Annotated in this window: 15 protein-coding genes; all 15 read right to left on the bottom strand. The window is 63.1% G+C overall.

The features are described 5' to 3' along the window. Window positions 1–168: 168 nt before the first annotated feature. Window positions 169–1,575 (bottom strand): dihydrolipoyl dehydrogenase, encoded by a 1,407-nt coding sequence (lpdA, locus tag QTA58_RS11320; protein ID WP_289672846.1) that lies wholly within the window; start codon window positions 1,573–1,575, stop codon window positions 169–171. 28 nt (window positions 1,576–1,603) lie between these two features. Next, window positions 1,604–2,356: an SDR family oxidoreductase gene (locus tag QTA58_RS11315; protein ID WP_289672844.1), complete on the bottom strand. Its 753-nt coding sequence runs from the start codon at window positions 2,354–2,356 to the stop codon at window positions 1,604–1,606. Beyond that, complete coding sequence (locus QTA58_RS11310) at window positions 2,353–2,862, bottom strand: hypothetical protein (RefSeq protein WP_289672842.1); 510 nt, start codon at window positions 2,860–2,862, stop codon at window positions 2,353–2,355. Before QTA58_RS11310 ends, QTA58_RS11315 begins: the two co-directional genes overlap by 4 nt. A gap of 4 nt (window positions 2,863–2,866) precedes the next feature. Continuing rightward, entirely contained in the window at window positions 2,867–3,283 is a 417-nt protein-coding gene (locus tag QTA58_RS11305) for an MAPEG family protein (protein WP_289672840.1), read from the bottom strand. A 14-nt stretch (window positions 3,284–3,297) separates the two neighbouring features. Further along, on the bottom strand, window positions 3,298–4,551 hold the full coding sequence (gene odhB, locus QTA58_RS11300; protein WP_085419658.1) for a 2-oxoglutarate dehydrogenase complex dihydrolipoyllysine-residue succinyltransferase: 1,254 nt from the start codon (window positions 4,549–4,551) through the stop codon (window positions 3,298–3,300). A 63-nt stretch (window positions 4,552–4,614) separates the two neighbouring features. After that, a complete protein-coding gene (locus QTA58_RS11295) occupies window positions 4,615–7,611 on the bottom strand; it encodes a 2-oxoglutarate dehydrogenase E1 component (RefSeq protein ID WP_085419659.1) in 2,997 nt (998 codons plus the stop codon). A 238-nt stretch (window positions 7,612–7,849) separates the two neighbouring features. After that, window positions 7,850–8,755, bottom strand: coding sequence for a succinate--CoA ligase subunit alpha (gene sucD / locus QTA58_RS11290; RefSeq protein WP_085419660.1), 906 nt, complete (start codon window positions 8,753–8,755; stop codon window positions 7,850–7,852). Window positions 8,756–8,774: 19 nt separating this feature from the next. Then, window positions 8,775–9,968 (bottom strand): ADP-forming succinate--CoA ligase subunit beta, encoded by a 1,194-nt coding sequence (sucC, locus tag QTA58_RS11285; protein WP_289672839.1) that lies wholly within the window; start codon window positions 9,966–9,968, stop codon window positions 8,775–8,777. A 35-nt stretch (window positions 9,969–10,003) separates the two neighbouring features. After that, window positions 10,004–10,966: a malate dehydrogenase gene (mdh, locus tag QTA58_RS11280; protein WP_085419662.1), complete on the bottom strand. Its 963-nt coding sequence runs from the start codon at window positions 10,964–10,966 to the stop codon at window positions 10,004–10,006. 177 nt (window positions 10,967–11,143) lie between these two features. Then, window positions 11,144–12,307, bottom strand: coding sequence for a cell division protein ZapE (gene zapE, locus QTA58_RS11275; protein WP_289672837.1), 1,164 nt, complete (start codon window positions 12,305–12,307; stop codon window positions 11,144–11,146). A 27-nt stretch (window positions 12,308–12,334) separates the two neighbouring features. Next, window positions 12,335–12,868, bottom strand: a complete 534-nt coding sequence (locus QTA58_RS11270; RefSeq protein WP_085419664.1) for a protease inhibitor Inh/omp19 family protein — start codon at window positions 12,866–12,868, stop codon at window positions 12,335–12,337. Between the two features lie 266 nt (window positions 12,869–13,134). Then, a complete protein-coding gene (locus QTA58_RS11265) occupies window positions 13,135–13,914 on the bottom strand; it encodes a succinate dehydrogenase iron-sulfur subunit (protein WP_085419665.1) in 780 nt (259 codons plus the stop codon). Window positions 13,915–13,932: 18 nt separating this feature from the next. Further along, a complete protein-coding gene (gene sdhA, locus QTA58_RS11260) occupies window positions 13,933–15,777 on the bottom strand; it encodes a succinate dehydrogenase flavoprotein subunit (RefSeq protein WP_289672835.1) in 1,845 nt (614 codons plus the stop codon). A gap of 7 nt (window positions 15,778–15,784) precedes the next feature. Continuing rightward, window positions 15,785–16,165, bottom strand: a complete 381-nt coding sequence (gene sdhD / locus QTA58_RS11255) for a succinate dehydrogenase, hydrophobic membrane anchor protein (RefSeq protein WP_085419667.1) — start codon at window positions 16,163–16,165, stop codon at window positions 15,785–15,787. 11 nt (window positions 16,166–16,176) lie between these two features. Continuing rightward, window positions 16,177–16,569, bottom strand: a complete 393-nt coding sequence (gene sdhC, locus QTA58_RS11250) for a succinate dehydrogenase, cytochrome b556 subunit (protein WP_085419668.1) — start codon at window positions 16,567–16,569, stop codon at window positions 16,177–16,179. Window positions 16,570–16,748: the final 179 nt, after the last annotated feature.

The following is a 16,748-nucleotide window of genomic DNA, read 5'->3' as shown; positions in this document are numbered from 1 at the left end:
CGCGGCTCGTCATCCGCTTGAGGATATTGGTCTTCCAGTAGAACTGGTGCACCAGCACGCCGGCGATATGGGTGCCAAATCCGCATCTGTCTCGCGTCCGGAACAAGGCCAAAAGAAAAGGCGGGATTTAATCCCGCCTTTCAGATTCCATCGCGTTGAAACGGCCGATCACATATGGATCGGCTTGAAGAAGGTCGCGAGGGCGGCTTCCTTCACCGCTTCCGACATGGTCGGATGCGCATGGCAGGTGCGGCCGAGGTCTTCCGAGGAGCCGCCGAATTCCATCAGCACGGTGATCTCGTGGATCATCTCGCCGGCGCCGAAGCCGACGATATGGCCGCCGAGAACACGGTCGGTCTCCTTGTCCGCGAGGATCTTCACGAAACCTTCGGTCGCGAGCATCGCGCGGGCGCGGCCGTTCGCCGTGAACGGGAACTTGCCGACCTTGTAGGCGATGCCCGCGGCCTTCAGCTCTTCCTCGGTCTTGCCGACGGAGGCGACTTCCGGCTGGGTGTAGACGACGCCCGGGATGACGTCGTAATTCACATGGCCGTGCTGGCCGGCGAGGATTTCGGCAAGCGCCACACCCTCGTCCTCGGCCTTGTGAGCGAGCATCGGGCCGCGCACCACGTCGCCGATCGCATAGATGCCGTCGACATTGGTCTTGAAGTGACCGTCGATCTCGACGCGGCCGCGGTTGTCGACCTTCACGCCGGCTTCTTCGAGACCGAGGCCCGCCGTATAGGGCTTGCGGCCGGTGGAGATCAGCACGACATCGGCCTCGATGGTCTGGGCATCGCCGCCGTTGACGGGCTCGTAGGTGACCTTGGCACCCTTGGCCGTCTTTTCCACGCCGGTCACCTTGGCTTCGGTGCGGATATCCATGCCCTGCTTCTGCATCATGCGCTGGAACTGCTTCGCCGCCTCGCCGTCCATGCCGCCGAGCAGCTTGTCGAGATATTCGACGACGGTGACCTTGGCGCCGAGCCGCTGCCAGACCGAACCGAGTTCCATGCCGATGACGCCGCCGCCGACCACCACCAGATGCTCCGGCACCTTTTCGAGCGCGATGGCGCCGGTGGACGAAACGATGACCTTCTCGTCGATCTCGACATTGACGCCGGGGATGCCGGCAACATCGGAACCGGTGGCGATCACGATGTTCTTGGTTTCGAGCTCCTGAACCTTGCCGTCCTCGCCGGTTACGGAGACCTTGCCTGCGGAGACGATCTTGCCCGTACCCTGGAAGCCGTCGATCTTGTTCTTCTTGAAGAGGAAGGCGACACCGTCGACGTTGGACTTCACGGTCGCGTCCTTGTGCGCCATCATCTTCGCAAGGTTGAGCTTGGGAGCCGGGACCTCGACGCCGAGCGCATCCATGCCGTGGCCGGCGTGGTGGAACATCTCGGAAGCATGCAGCAGCGCCTTCGAAGGAATGCAGCCGACATTGAGGCACGTCCCGCCATAGGTGGCGCGCTTTTCCACGACCGCGACCTTGAGGCCGAGCTGGGCAGCCTTGACCGCGCAGACATAGCCGCCCGGACCGCTTCCGATTACGACGAGATCATAAGCCATGGTTTCTTTTTCCTTTTTCTCTGTTCAGCTAGCGTCCGCCACTCACGTCGAGGATGGCGCCGGTTACATAAGAAGCCTGAGGCGACAGAAGATAGAGGATGGCATCCGCTACCTCTTCCGCACTGCCCGGCCGTTTCATCGGAATGCTGGGCGTCATTTCACGCGCCCGATCCGGAAGGCCGCCGGACGCATGAATATCCGTATCGATGATGCCCGGCCGGATGGCGTTGACGCGCACGCCTTCGGCTGCGACTTCGCGCGCCAGGCCGATCGTCAGTGCATCGATCGCCGCCTTCGAAGCCGCGTAGTCGACATATTGCGCCGGCGCCCCGAGCTTGGCCGCCATGGAGGAAATGTTGACGATCGCTCCGCCCTTGCCGCCGTGTCTCGTGGACATGCGGCGTATGCCTTCCCCGGCGCACAGGATCGAACTGGTGACGTTGATCCGCATCATCCGCTCGATGCGTTCCGCGCTCATCTCATCGACGCGCTGCGGAAGATCCACGATGCCGGCATTGTTGACCAGTCCGTCGAGCCGGCCGAAATGGCGGTCGACCGCCGCGAACATCGATACGATCTCTTCCGCCTTGCCGACATCCGCCTGAACGGCGATCGCCTCGCCGCCGGAAGCCACGATCCCGGCAACGACCTTGTCGGCAGCCGCACGGTTCGAGGCATAGTTCACCGCCACGCGCCAGCCGCGTCTCGCGGCGAGGATCGATACCGCCGCGCCGATGCCGCGGCTTCCGCCGGTTACCAGAAGAACAGGGGCGTCGATCATGCCTTGCACTCCTTGAATTCGTAGAGGTCCCACGGGACCTCCTTCAGGCCGCTTTTCTCCCAAAGCGTCGAATGGCGAATCGCCGGACCGATGCCGGGCATCAGGACCGCATCCGGCGCCTCGGCTCCTTCCGCGCCCAATATGTCGATATGGCCCGTCGCCTTATCAAGCGCATAGGGCACCCCTGTCCATATGGTGCAGGCCCTGAGTTCGGCGCCTGTCGCGTCGCCTTCCGGGCAGTTGTTCATCACCATGCCGGCCGGACGGCGGGCTTCCTCGTCGTACATGACGTGACCGTCGAGCGTCAGCTTGCCGCCCGCGCTTCCGGTAATCGTGAAGAGATGGCTGACGGCCGCCGCATCCGAACCCACCGGCCTGAACGAAAGCACCGTACCCGCATCCGCTTCGACGAACACGGCCTTCTCGATCGGGCACCGTTCCTGAGCCATCGCCATTCCCGGCACCAGATAGAGCGTCAGAAGCCATGGCTTGAAGGAGGCGCTCATGGCATCACCGGAAGAGCGCGATGGTCATGGCAAGCAGACCCATCATGCTGATCAGCCAGACGAAGGATCGGAAATAGGGGATGCCCGCCAGATAGAGCGGCAGGTAGACGATCCGGGCGACGAACCAGATCCAGCCGCCGATCAAACCCCAGCGGGACGCATCGTCACCGGTGAAAGCGACCCCGAGCAGAAGGCCGACGAAGGCCGGGTAGGTTTCCCGGAAATTCTTCGACGCCCGCGCGGCGCGGCCGGCGAACCTGCCCTTAGGCTCCAGCCCCTCGTCCCGCGGTCCCGCATTCCACTGCGAGCCAAGCTCGCGCGTCGCAAGCATGCCCTGCAGCAGGATTTGAAAGACGAGCAGGATCACGCTCAGGGCGAGCAGCGTCATGTAAGGCGTTGCCGTGACCCCGAGCGCTTCCATCATTCCGTTCCGTATCAGAGATCGAGAACGAGGCGTTCCGGATCTTCCAGGCTTTCCTTGACGCGGACGAGGAAGGTCACGGCCTCCTTGCCGTCCACCATGCGATGGTCATAGGAGAGCGCCAGATACATCATCGGACGGATCACGACCTGGCCGCCGATCGCGACCGGACGTTCCTGGATCTTGTGCATGCCGAGGATGCCGGACTGCGGTGCGTTGAGGATCGGCGAGGACATCAGCGAACCGTAGACGCCGCCGTTGGAGATGGTGAAGGTGCCGCCCTGCATGTCGGCCATGGACAGCTGACCATCGCGGGCGAGCTTGCCCAGGCGGCCGATATCCTTCTCGATCTCGGCGATCGACATCTGGTCGGCATCGCGCACGACCGGAACCACGAGGCCCTTGTCGGTGCCGACGGCGACGCCGATATGGCAGTAGTTCTTGTATATGATGTCGGTGCCGTCGATCTCGGCGTTGACGGCCGGCAGCTCCTTCAGGGCATGCGTCACGGCCTTGGTGAAGAAGCCCATGAAGCCGAGCTTCACGCCGTGCTTCTTCTCGAAGATGTCCTTGTACTTGTTGCGGAGATCCATGACCGCCTTCATGTCCACCTCGTTATAGGTGGTGAGCATGGCGGCGGTGTTCTGCGCGTCCTTGAGGCGGCGGGCGATCGTCTGGCGCAGGCGCGTCATCTTCACGCGCTCTTCGCGGGCGGCATCCTCGACCGTCGACGGACCGCGAGCGGCGGCCGGAGCAGCAGGTGCGGCCGCCGGAGCGGAAATGCCCTTGGCGACGGCGGCGATCACATCGCCCTTGAGGACCTGGCCACGCTTGCCCGAACCCTCGATATCGGCGGTGGAAACGTTGTTGTCCGCGGCGATCTTGGCCGCGGCCGGAGCCGGCGGCATGGAAGAGGCGGCGGCAGCCGGGGCTGCAGCGGCGGCGGGAGCAGCAGCGGCCGGCTCGGCAGCCTTGGCCGGAGCAGCTTCCGCGGGCTTGGCAGCCGGAGCTGCGGCTGCAGCGCCCGCACCGCCCTCGGCGATCTGGCCGAGCAATGCGCCGAGGCCGACGGTCTCGCCGTTGTTGGCGACGATCTCGGAGAGCACGCCGGCAGCCGGGGCCGGAACTTCGACGGTCACCTTGTCCGTTTCGAGCTCGAGGAGCGGCTCGTCGGCCTTGATCGTATCGCCGACCTTCTTGAACCAGGTGCCGACGGTTGCCTCGCTGACGGACTCGCCGAGAGTAGGTACGCGGATTTCGGTGGCCATGATCTGTTTCCGTATTCTGTCAGATGGTGTTTGCGAAAATGGATGGAAAGGCGGCTGAAGTGATCAGCCGCCGAGCGCGTCTTCGAGGAAGGCTTCGAGCTGGGCCAGGTGCTTGGACATCTGACCGGTTGCGGGAGATGCCGCAGCCGGACGGCCCGTGTAGCGGACGCGCTGATACTTGGCATCGATATGGGCGAGGACCCATTCCAGATAGGGATCGATGAAGGCCCAGGCGCCCATGTTCTTCGGCTCTTCCTGGCACCAGACCATTTCCGCGTTGCGGAAGCGGGAAAGCTCGTTGATAAGAGCCTTGGCCGGGAACGGATAGAGCTGTTCGATGCGCAGCAGATAGATGTCGTCGATGCCGCGCTTTTCGCGCTCTTCCAGGAGGTCGTAATAGACCTTGCCGGTGCAGAGCACGACGCGACGGATCTTGTTGTCCTTCTGCAGCTTGATCGGACCGTCCTTGATGACCTCCGCATCGTCCCAGAGGAGGCGGTGGAACGAGGATTCGCCCGCCAGTTCGGCAAGCGTCGAGGTGGCCCGCTTGTGGCGCAGCAGCGACTTCGGCGTCATCAGGATGAGCGGCTTGCGGAAATCGCGCTTCACCTGCCGGCGCAGAATGTGGAAGTAGTTCGACGGCGTCGTGCAGTTCGCGACCTGCATGTTGTCTTCGGCGCACATCTGCAGCCAGCGCTCCAGGCGTGCCGACGAGTGTTCCGGACCCTGGCCTTCGTAACCGTGCGGCAGCAGGCAAACGAGGCCGGACATTCTGAGCCACTTGCGTTCGCCCGACGAGATGAACTGGTCGAACACGACCTGCGCGCCATTGGCGAAATCGCCGAACTGGGCCTCCCAGAGCGTCAGCGCATTCGGGCGTGCCAGCGAGTAGCCGTATTCGAAGCCCAGCACCGCCTCTTCCGAGAGCATCGAGTTGATGACCTCGTAGCGGGCCTGGGTCGGCGACAGGTTGGCGAGCGGAATGTAGCGTTCTTCCGTATCCTGATCGTAGAGCACCGAATGACGCTGCGAGAACGTGCCGCGCTCGCAATCCTGGCCGGAAAGGCGGATCTTCGTGCCTTCCACCGCAAGCGAGCCGAAGGCAAGGGCCTCGGCCATCGCCCAGTCGATGCCCTCGCCCGTCTCGATCATCTGGGCGCGGTTTTCCATGAAGCGCCGGATGGTGCGATGGGCGTTGAAGCCTTCCGGAATGACCGACAGCTTGCGGCCGATCTCCTTGAGCTGCTTCATCGGCACGGCGGTCTTGCCGCGGCGCTGTTCGTCGGCATTGTCGGCAGAGCGCAGGCCCGACCACTGGCCGTCCAGCCAGTCTGCCTTGTTCGGCTTGTAGCTCTGGCCGGCCTCGAATTCGGCTTCGAGATGCGCGCGCCAGTCGGCCTTCATCTTCTCGAATTCGCCTTCGGACAGCAGGCCCTCGGCGATCAGGCGGTCGGCATAGAGCTGCGCAACCGTCTTGTGGCCGCGGATGACCTTGTACATCTTCGGCTGCGTGAACGCCGGCTCGTCGCCTTCGTTATGGCCGAAGCGACGGTAGCAGAACATGTCGATCACGACCGGCTTGTGGAACTTCATCCGGAACTCGGTCGCGATCTTGGCGGCGTAGGTGACCGCCTCCGGATCGTCGCCGTTGACGTGGAAGATCGGCGCTTCGATCATCTTGGCGACGTCGGACGGATAGGGCGACGAACGCGAGAAGGCCGGATTGGTGGTGAAGCCGATCTGATTGTTGATGATGAAGTGCATCGTTCCGGCGACGCGATGGCCGCGCAGGCCGGAAAGACCGAGGATTTCGGCAACGACGCCCTGGCCCGCGAAGGCCGCGTCGCCATGGATCAGGAGCGGCAGAACCTTGGCGCGCTCCTTCAGCGGGATGATGTCGCCTTCCCAGACCTTGGCGAGCATGTCCTGCTTGGCGCGCGCCTTGCCCATGACGACCGGGTTGACGATTTCGAGATGCGAAGGGTTCGCCGTCAGCGACAGGTGAACCTTGTTGCCGTCGAATTCGCGGTCGGAGGAAGCGCCGAGGTGGTACTTCACATCGCCCGAGCCTTCGACTTCGTCCGGCTTGAACGAACCGCCCTTGAACTCGTGGAAGACGGCGCGGTGCGGCTTGCCCATGACGTTGGTCAGCACGTTCAGGCGGCCGCGATGGGCCATGCCGAGAACGACTTCTTCGAGACCGTCCTGGCCGCCGCGCTTGATGATCTGTTCCAGCGCCGGGATCAGCGATTCACCGCCGTCGAGGCCGAAGCGCTTGGTGCCCTTGAACCGGACGTCGAGGAACTGCTCGTAGCCTTCGCCCTCGACCAGCTTGGAAAGGATCGCCTTCTTGCCTTCCGGCGTGAATTCGACGCCCTTGCCGGGGCCTTCGATGCGCTCCTGGATCCAGGACTTCTCTTCCGGGTTGGAGATGTGCATGAACTCGACGCCGATCGTCGAGCAATAGGTGCGCTCCAGGATCGCGAGCATCTCGCGGATGGTCGCGTATTCGAGGCCGAGCACGTTGTCGATGAAGATCTTGCGGTCGTAGTCGGCTTCCGTGAAGCCGTAAGCCGAGGGCGACAGTTCGTTGTAATCCTCGACCGGGGCGGCAAGGCCGAGCGGGTCGAGCTTGGCATGCAGGTGGCCGCGCATGCGGTAGGCGCGGATCATCATGATGGCGCGGACACTATCGCGCGTCGCCTGCAGCACGTCCGCATCGCTGACCGGCTTGCCGGCCGCCGCGGCGGCGGCTTCGGCCTTCGCCTTCACCTTGCCTTCGATCGCCTTTTCCACGGCCGGCCAGTTGCCGTCGAGCGCCGAGACCAGTTCGCCGTTCGCGGTGACCGGCCAGTTCTGGCGCTGCCAGGAAGCGCCCTTCGCGGCCTTCTTCACATCGTCCGGATTGTCGGCGAGCGCCTTGAAGAAGGCCTGCCATTCCGGCGCTACCGAGGCCGGATCGCTTTCGTACCGGGCGTAGAGCTGTTCGATATAGGCCGCGTTCTGCCCGTCGAGAAAGGAGGTGATGAGGAACTGCTCGTTGGCTTCTTGCCGTGCCATGGTTTTTTGCGGGCGCCGCGCCCGCCTCCTGACGTGGTCGGAACCGGAAGCATCCGGTTTCCGCATTTTCTTGTCTTGTCGTCTGTTATTTCGAGCCGCCGAAGCGGCAAGCGTTCCCGAGAGCTTGATCAAGAGGACGCTCAACCAGGACAGGCGAGGCATGCACCGCTTCGCCTGTCCGAAGCTTGTCGGACCGATCGCCGCCTATCTGCCAGCAGCGACCGTCCCTTATGTGGCGTCAGCCCTTGAGGACTTCAACCAAGGTCTTGCCGAGCCGGGCCGGAGACGGCGACACCTTGATGCCTGCCGATTCCATGGCGGCGATCTTCGATTCCGCGTCGCCCTTGCCGCCGGAAACCACAGCGCCCGCATGGCCCATCGTGCGGCCCTTCGGCGCCGTACGACCGGCGATGAAGCCGGCCATCGGCTTCTTGCGGCCCTTCTTGGCTTCGTCCTTCAGGAACTGCGCCGCGTCTTCTTCCGCCGAACCGCCGATCTCGCCGATCATGATGATCGATTCCGTCGCGTCGTCGGCCAGGAACATTTCCAGGACGTCGATGAATTCCGTGCCCTTGACCGGGTCGCCGCCGATGCCGACCGCCGTCGTCTGGCCGAGGCCTTCGTTGGAGGTCTGGAAAACGGCTTCGTAGGTCAGCGTGCCGGAACGGGAAACGATACCGACCGAACCCTTGCGGAAGATCGAGCCCGGCATGATGCCGATCTTGCATTCTTCCGGCGTCAGGATGCCCGGGCAGTTCGGGCCGAGCAGCCGCGACTTGGACTTCTCAAGCTTGGCTTTCACGCGCACCATGTCCATCACCGGAATGCCTTCCGTGATGCAGACGATAAACGGGATTTCGGCCTCGATCGCCTCGATGATGGCCTCGGCCGCACCCGCCGGAGGAACATAGATCACGGACGCGTCGGCACCCGTGCGCTCCTTGGCTTCGGCGACGGAGGTAAAGATCGGCAGCGAGGTGCCGTCCACTCCGGACGACCACGATTCGCCACCCTTCTTGGGATGAACGCCGCCCACCATCTTCGTGCCGTAATAGGCGAGCGCCTGTTCCGTATGGAAGGTCCCGGTCTTGCCGGTCAGGCCCTGGACGATGACCTTGGTGTCTTTATTGACGAGGATAGACATTCTTTCCGGTCCTTCCAGATTAGGCTTCGATCGCCGCGACGATCTTCTTCGCCGCGTCGTCAAGGTCGTCAGCCGCCGTGATGGCGAGACCAGACTCGTTCAGGATCTTCTTGCCGAGCTCGACATTGGTGCCCTCCAGGCGCACGACGAGCGGCACCTTCAGGCCGACTTCCTGCACCGCGGCGACAACGCCTTCGGCGATGACGTCGCAGCGCATGATGCCGCCGAAGATGTTGACGAGAATGCCTTCGACCTTCGGGTCGGCGGTGATGATCTTGAAGGCCGCAGCGACCTTCTCCTTGCCGGCGCCGCCGCCGACGTCGCAGAAGTTCGCGGGCTCCTTGCCGTAGAGCTTGATGATGTCCATCGTCGCCATGGCAAGACCGGCGCCGTTGACCATGCAGCCGATATTGCCGTCGAGCGCGACATAGGCGAGGTCCCACTTGGAGGCCTCGATCTCCTTGGTGTCTTCTTCGGTCTCGTCGCGCAGCGCCTTGACGTCGTCGTGACGGAAGAGCGCATTGCCGTCGAACGAGACCTTGGCGTCGAGCACGCGCAGGTGGCCGTTCTTCATGACGATCAGCGGATTGATTTCGAGCAGCGCCATGTCCTTCTCGTTGAAGGCCTTGTAGAGCGCCGGGAAGAGCGACTTGGCATCCTCGGCGGCAGCGCCCTCGAGCGCCAGGGCCTTGGAGATTTTCGCAACGTCGGCGGCCGTCACGCCAGCCTCCGGGTCGATGGCGATCGTGTGGATCTTCTCGGGCGTGTCGTGAGCGACGGCCTCGATGTCCATGCCGCCTTCGGTCGAGACGACGAACGCCACGCGGCCGACCGAGCGATCGACGAGCAGCGAGCAGTAAAGCTCGCGCTCGATGTCGGCGCCGTCTTCGATATAGAGGCGGTTGACCTGCTTGCCGGCTTCGCCGGTCTGAGCGGTCACCAGCGTGTTGCCGAGCATTTCCTTGGCATGGGCGACCACTTCGTCGATCGACTTGGCAAGACGCACGCCGCCCTTGGCTTCCGGCGGAAGTTCCTTGAACTTGCCCTTGCCGCGGCCGCCGGCATGGATCTGGCTCTTGACCACGTAGAGCGGGCCGGGGAGCTTCTTGGCGGCGGCTTCGGCCTCTTCGACCTTCAGGATGGCCACGCCTTCGGCAACCGGCGCGCCGTAGCCCTTCAGGAGAGCCTTGGCCTGATATTCATGAATGTTCATGGGTTTGTCCCTGTTTGGATGACTTCAGCGCCAAATTACTTGAGAGCCGGAGCGATGTTGATGCAGGCTTCGCAAAGGCCGGCGACGGCGCCGACCGACTTCTGGAAAGCCGCTTCCTCGTCCTTGTTGAATTCGACCTCGATGACGCGCTCGACGCCGCCGGCACCGAGAACGACCGGAACGCCGACATACATGTCCTTCACGCCGTACTGGCCGGAAAGGTGAGCCGCGACGGGCAGGACGCGCTTCTTGTCCTTGAGGTAGGATTCGGCCATCTCGATCGCGGAAGCCGCCGGAGCGTAGTAGGCCGAGCCGGTCTTCAGGAGGCCGACGATTTCGGCGCCGCCGTCACGGGTGCGCTGGATGATCTCCTCAAGGCGCTCCTTGGTGGTCCAGCCCATCTTGACGAGATCGGTCAGTGGAACGCCGGCAACCGTGGAATAGCGGGCGAGCGGCACCATCGTGTCGCCGTGGCCGCCGAGAACGAAGGCGGTGACGTCCTGGACCGAGACGTTGAACTCTTCGGCGATGAAGAGACGGAAACGGGAGCTATCGAGCACGCCGGCCATGCCGACGACCATGTTCTTCGGCAGGCCGGAGAACTTCTGGAGCGCCCAGACCATCGCGTCGAGCGGATTGGTGATGCAGATCACGAAGGCGTTCGGAGCATATTTCTTGATGCCGGCACCGACCTGTTCCATGACCTTGAGGTTGATGCCGAGCAGGTCGTCGCGGCTCATGCCCGGCTTGCGGGCGACGCCGGCGGTGACGATGCAGACATCGGCGCCTTCGATCGCAGAATAGTCGCTGGCGCCGGAAAGCTTGGCGTTGAAGCCTTCGACCGGACCGGACTGGGCGATGTCGAGGCCCTTGCCCTGCGGGATGCCGTCGGCGATGTCGAAGAGGACGATGTCGCCCAGTTCCTTCAGGCTGGCGAGATGCGCCAGCGTGCCACCGATCATGCCAGAACCAATAAGTGCGATCTTCTTGCGCGCCATCGAAAAGCTTCCTTTCGAGATCCGAATTCACGGGCAGGCCATGGCGGACCGGCCAACGTGCCAGACCGCATACCGCCATCCACGGAAATTGGCAATCGATTATTTCGGAGGCAAGTTTTTCAATCGGTTAGATCATAAAATTCTTACGTAAACGTAAGAATTTTTGTCACCAAACCGTCAATTTCCGCGCCGCTTTTCCTGATGCAACGCGAGGTAGTCGGGGCTTCGCATCTCGAAAAGGCGCGAAACCGTGCGGTCGAACTCGAAGCCCTCGGTCCCTCTCCGCTCGAGCAGGATGTCATCCGGCGCCGTCGCCGCCGAAACGTAAAGCCGCACGGTATGGTCATAAAGCGCATCGACCAGATTGATCAGCCGCTTCGTCTCGTTCCGCTTCTCCGGCCCGAGCCGCGGAATGTGTTCCACGAAAACGGCATCGAACCGGCCAGCGATCGCCAGATAATCCGATGCTCCGAGGGGCTTGCCGCAGATATCCGCGAAATCGAAGCGTGCCGCACGGCCGGCGGCGGCAGGCACATGGATGCTGCGGCCCTTCATCGGGATCTCGACAGGCCCCGCCTTCTTTCCCTCGGTGACCTGATGCCATGCCGATTCAATTGCCGCATCGGCACGCCCGTCGAGCGGCGTGACATAGACCGGCAGGCTGGCGAGCTTCTGCATGCGGTAGTCCGTGGGCGAGTCGAGCGTCACCACATCCACATATTTGCTGAGCAGCGCGATGAAAGGCAGGAAAAGCCCGCGGTTCAGCCCGTCTTTATAGAGGTTCTCCGGCGCTACGTTCGACGTCGCGACGAGCACGCAGCCGAGTTCGAAAAGCTCGGTGAAGAGCCGCGCCAGGATCATCGCATCGGTGATGTCGGTGACGGAGAATTCGTCGAAGCAGAGAAGCTCCGCCTCCGCATAAAGCGCTGCGGCGACCGGCGGGACGGGATCGGCCTGTTTCGTTTCCCCGCGCTTCAGCTTCTGCCGCTGCTCGTGGATACGGTTATGCACATCCGCCATGAATTCGTGGAAATGCGCGCGGCGCTTCTTCTCGATCGGCGCCTTCTTGAAGAACATGTCCATCAGCATGGTCTTGCCGCGCCCGACGCTGCCATGCACGTAAAGCCCGCGGATTTCCCGCGGCCGGCCGCCCCCCTTGGCGAACAGCCAGCCGAGCGCGCTCTTTTTCTTCGCCGGCTTGGTTTCCCGCAGGCAGGTCAGCACATGGTCGAGTTTCGCCGCGACTGCGAGCTGCGCGGCATCCGCCGTCAACGCGCCGGATGCCGTCAGCGCCTTCAGCTCTTCGCCGACGCTCGCCGTGTACTCGGGAATGGGTTCCAACCGGACGCCCTCGGGAAGATGAGCCGCTTAACGGCTCAGGCTGACGGGCTGACCGGAATTCATCGTACCGTCGTAGCGGTTCTCGGCGGTCTTGTAGACCCGGCCGATGATGTCGCCGGCGCGGTTCTTGAACTGGACCATCTTGCCCGACACTTCCCAGGAGCCCATGGTGGTGAGCTCGCCGGCGCAGCCGCGGGTGCCGCCGCGCGAACCGCTGCCGAGATTGGTGAGAGTCAGGAACATGTCGCAGGAGGCGCCGGCATTCGAGACGCGCCAGTTGCCGACCATGGCTTCCTTCTTGACGTCGAGGGCGCTCGCGGGCGCCGCGGCGTTCGGATCGAGCGCCGCCATGTTCTGGTTGGCGCTCGGTGCGCTCGGGAACTGCGACGGATTGGATGCCCCGGGCGGCGGCAACTGGCCGCCCTGGACGGACGGCACGGGCTGGGCCTGAAGCGGTGCGGGTTGAGAAGGCAGATCGTTGTAGGGACTATACGAAGTACGCTGGCAACCGGTAACTGCTACCGCAAGGACGAGGCCTGTTGCCACATATCTAAACTGCATCATCTAACTCCCGCGTTCAGTCGGTATCGCCGCTAATGCCACTGAATTAAGACCGAATTACCGTAAAGCGATTTGGTTAATCAAGTCATACTGGAACAATTTGCGGCCAGGTGAGGATGCGGCGCTAGATAAGGCCCCGTTCCATTTCGGCAAGGAAGAAGGTTTTGCCGCGCCCCGAACCCGTCGATCCTCATGCGGAGGCGCTTCCGCCACCCGGCGCCGGACACTTCCGGGGGCCGAGTGGCGGAAAGGGAAGATCGAGCGCGTCAGACGCGGCGCTCGACCATCATCTTCTTGATCTCGGCGATCGCCTTGGCCGGGTTCAGGCCCTTCGGGCAGGTCTGCGCGCAGTTCATGATCGTATGGCAGCGATAGAGCCGGAACGGGTCCTCGAGATTGTCGAGGCGTTCGCCCTTGGCTTCGTCTCTGGAGTCGATCAGCCAGCGATAGGCCTGCAGCAGGACGGCCGGGCCGAGATAGCGGTCGCCGTTCCACCAGTAGCTCGGACAGGAGGTCGAGCAGCAGGCGCAGAGAATGCACTCGTAGAGGCCGTCGAGCTTGAGGCGGTCCTCGTGGCTCTGCTTCCATTCCTTGGCCGGCGGCGGCGACACCGTCTTCAGCCACGGCTCGATCGAGCGGTGCTGGGCGTAGAAGTTCGTCAGGTCCGGCACGAGATCCTTGACGACCGGCATGTGCGGCAGCGGATAGACCTTCACGGTGCCCGTGATGTCGTCCATGCCCTTGGTGCAGGCGAGCGTGTTCGTTCCGTCGATATTCATGGCGCAGGAGCCGCAGATGCCTTCGCGGCAGGAGCGACGCAGCGTCAAGGTCGGGTCGATCTTGTTCTTGATGTAGAGCAGACCGTCGAGAACCATCGGGCCGCAATCGTCGAGATCGATGTAGTAGGTATCGATCCGCGGGTTCTGGCCGTCATCCGGGTTCCAGCGGTAGACGCGGTATTCCCGGACGTTCTTGGCACCTTCCGGCTTCGGCCAGACCTTGCCTTCGGTCATCTGGGAGTTCTTGGGGAGGGCGAGTTCAACCATGGTCCAGGTCCCTTGAGATCAGTAGACGCGTGCCTTCGGCTCGATCTTGTGCGGATCGATGCCGTCGGCGATGAGCTCGGTATGGACCGGGCGGTAATCGAGCTTGACGTCGCCCGCCTCGTTCACCCAGGCGAGCGTGTGCTTGCGCCAGTTCTCGTCGTCGCGGCCGCCGAACGGGCCGGACGTGTAGTCTTCGCGGGCATGCGAGCCGCGGCTTTCCTTGCGGGCCTCCGCGCCGTAGACCGTGGTGATCGCGTTCGCCATCAGGTTCTGCAGCTCCAGCGTCTCGACGAGATCGGAGTTCCAGATCATCGAACGGTCGGTGACCTTGATATCCTTCATCTCGCCCCAGATTTCCGAAAGCCGCTTGCAGCCGGATTCGAGCGATTCCTGGGTGCGGAACACGGCCGCGTCTTCCTGCATGGCACGCTGCATCTTGTCGCGCAGCACGGCGGTCGGCGTGCCGCCCTTGGCGTTCCGCAGGCCGTCGAAGCGGTCCATGATCCTGTCGCAGGCCGCCGTGTTGAGCGCCGGGATGGGCTCGTCGCGGTTGATCACCTGGCCCGCGCGGATCGCCGCGGCGCGGCCGAAGACCACAAGGTCGATCAGCGAGTTGGAGCCGAGGCGGTTCGCACCGTGGACGGAGGCGCAGCCCGCTTCGCCGACGGCCATCAGGCCGGGCAGGATGCGTTCCGGATTGGCGCTGTCGGCGTTGAGCACTTCGCCCCAGAAATTGGTCGGGATGCCGCCCATGTTGTAATGGACCGTCGGCAGGACCGGGATCGGCTCGCGGGTCACGTCGACGCCGGCGAAGATCTTGGCACTTTCCGAAATACCGGGAAGACGCTCGTGCAGAACGGCCGGATCGAGATGGTCGAGATGCAGGAAGATGTGGTCCTTGTTCTTGCCGACGCCGCGGCCCTCGCGGATCTCCAGCGTCATGCAGCGCGAGACGACATCGCGCGAGGCGAGGTCCTTGGCCGAAGGCGCATAACGCTCCATGAAGCGTTCGCCCTCGGAATTGACGAGGTAGCCGCCTTCGCCGCGCGCGCCTTCGGTGATCAGACAGCCCGAACCGTAGATGCCGGTCGGGTGGAACTGCACGAATTCCATATCCTGCAGCGGCAGGCCGGCGCGGGCCACCATGCCGCCGCCGTCGCCGGTGCAGGTATGGGCAGACGTTGCCGAGAAATAGGCGCGGCCGTAACCGCCGGTCGCCAGCACCACCATCTTGGCGGCGAAGCGATGGATCGTGCCGTCATCGAGGTTCCAGGCGACGACGCCGGTGCAGCGGCTGCCGTCATCCGACATGATCAGGTCGATCGCGAAATATTCGATGAAGAATTCCGCGTTGTTCCTGAGCGACTGGCCGTAGAGCGTGTGCAGGATGGCGTGGCCGGTACGGTCTGCGGCCGCGCAGGTGCGCTGCACCGGCGGGCCGGCGCCGAAATTCTGCATGTGGCCGCCGAACGGGCGCTGGTAGATCTTGCCTTCCTCGTTGCGCGAGAAGGGCACGCCGTAATGTTCGAGCTCGTAGACCGCCTTCGGCGCTTCCATGACCATGTACTGCATGGCGTCGACATCGCCGAGCCAGTCGGAGCCCTTGACGGTATCGTAGAGGTGCCACTGCCACGAGTCCGGCGTCATGTTCTGCAGCGAAGCCGCGATGCCCCCTTGGGCCGCGACCGTGTGGGAACGGGTCGGGAAGACCTTGGTGATGCAGGCGGTGCGGAAACCCTGTTCGGCCATGCCGAGCGTGGCGCGAAGGCCGGCCCCGCCGGCGCCCACGACGATCACGTCATAGGAATGGTCGACATAGGTATAGGCCTTGCCGTTCTGGGCGATGGGAGTGACAGATGCCATGACGGGGTTATCCTGCAAATGCGATTTTCAGGACGGCGAAAAGACAGAGGCCGCCCACCAGGAGGGAGAAGAAAGCGTTGAGGATGAGAAGAGCGATCTTCATGCCTTCGGAATGGACGTAGTCCTGAATGATCTCTTCCATGCCGAGACGCATGTGGATGATGCTGGCGATGACGGTCAGCCCGTTGATCGTGGCGACGAAGGGATTGGCAAGCGCGCCGACCACTTCGGCATAGGGCTTGCCGGCATAGACGATCAGGAAGACGATGTAGAAGACGAGCAGCGGCACGAGGGCCACGGACGTGGTCCGCACCCGCCAGAAATGCTCGGTGCCGCTCTTGGCCGAACCGAGGCCTCGGACTTTTCCGAGAGGAGTACGCATATCCATGATCTATCTCCTCAGCGGACGATGAGCACGATCGCCCAGACGAGGACGGTCAGAAGAATGGAAGCGACGAGATTGGCCTTGGCGAGCTTCGTCGAGAATTCCTTCTCGAAACCGTAGCCGAGGTCCCACATGATGTGGCGCAGGCCACCGAGCAGATGGTGGATGAGGGCCCAGGTATAGCCGAACAGCACGAGCTGGCCGACGATCGAGCCGAACAGCCAGTTGACCCAATTGAAATATTCCTCGCCGGAGGCGGCAGAGATCAGCCAGGCGGCGACCAGCAGCGTGCCGAAGTAGAGCGCTCCGCCGGTAATGCGGTGGACGATCGACATCGCCATGGTGGGAATAAACTTGTAGACTTGAAGATGCGGCGACAGGGGCCGGTTGTTTGTCACATTCGCCATCAGAACCTCGCGGCGTCGTATGCGGTATCAAGGGCGGGCGCCCCGCAATGCCGAAGAAATGTGCATTGCATCATTGGCGTGGTTTAATCGCACGGATGTCCGACGACAAGAACAATTCCAACGGATTTCGAATTTAATCGATTGTGTCTTTCTCAAGGCCGCCGCGGCTCAAACCCGGC

The sequence above is a fragment of the Neorhizobium sp. CSC1952 genome (assembly GCF_030378245.1).
In the GTDB taxonomy this organism is placed as follows: Bacteria; Pseudomonadota; Alphaproteobacteria; order Rhizobiales; family Rhizobiaceae; genus Neorhizobium; species Neorhizobium oryzae_A.
Note: the sequence above shows the minus strand (reverse complement) of the source record. Positions and strands in the feature narration are given on the sequence as shown.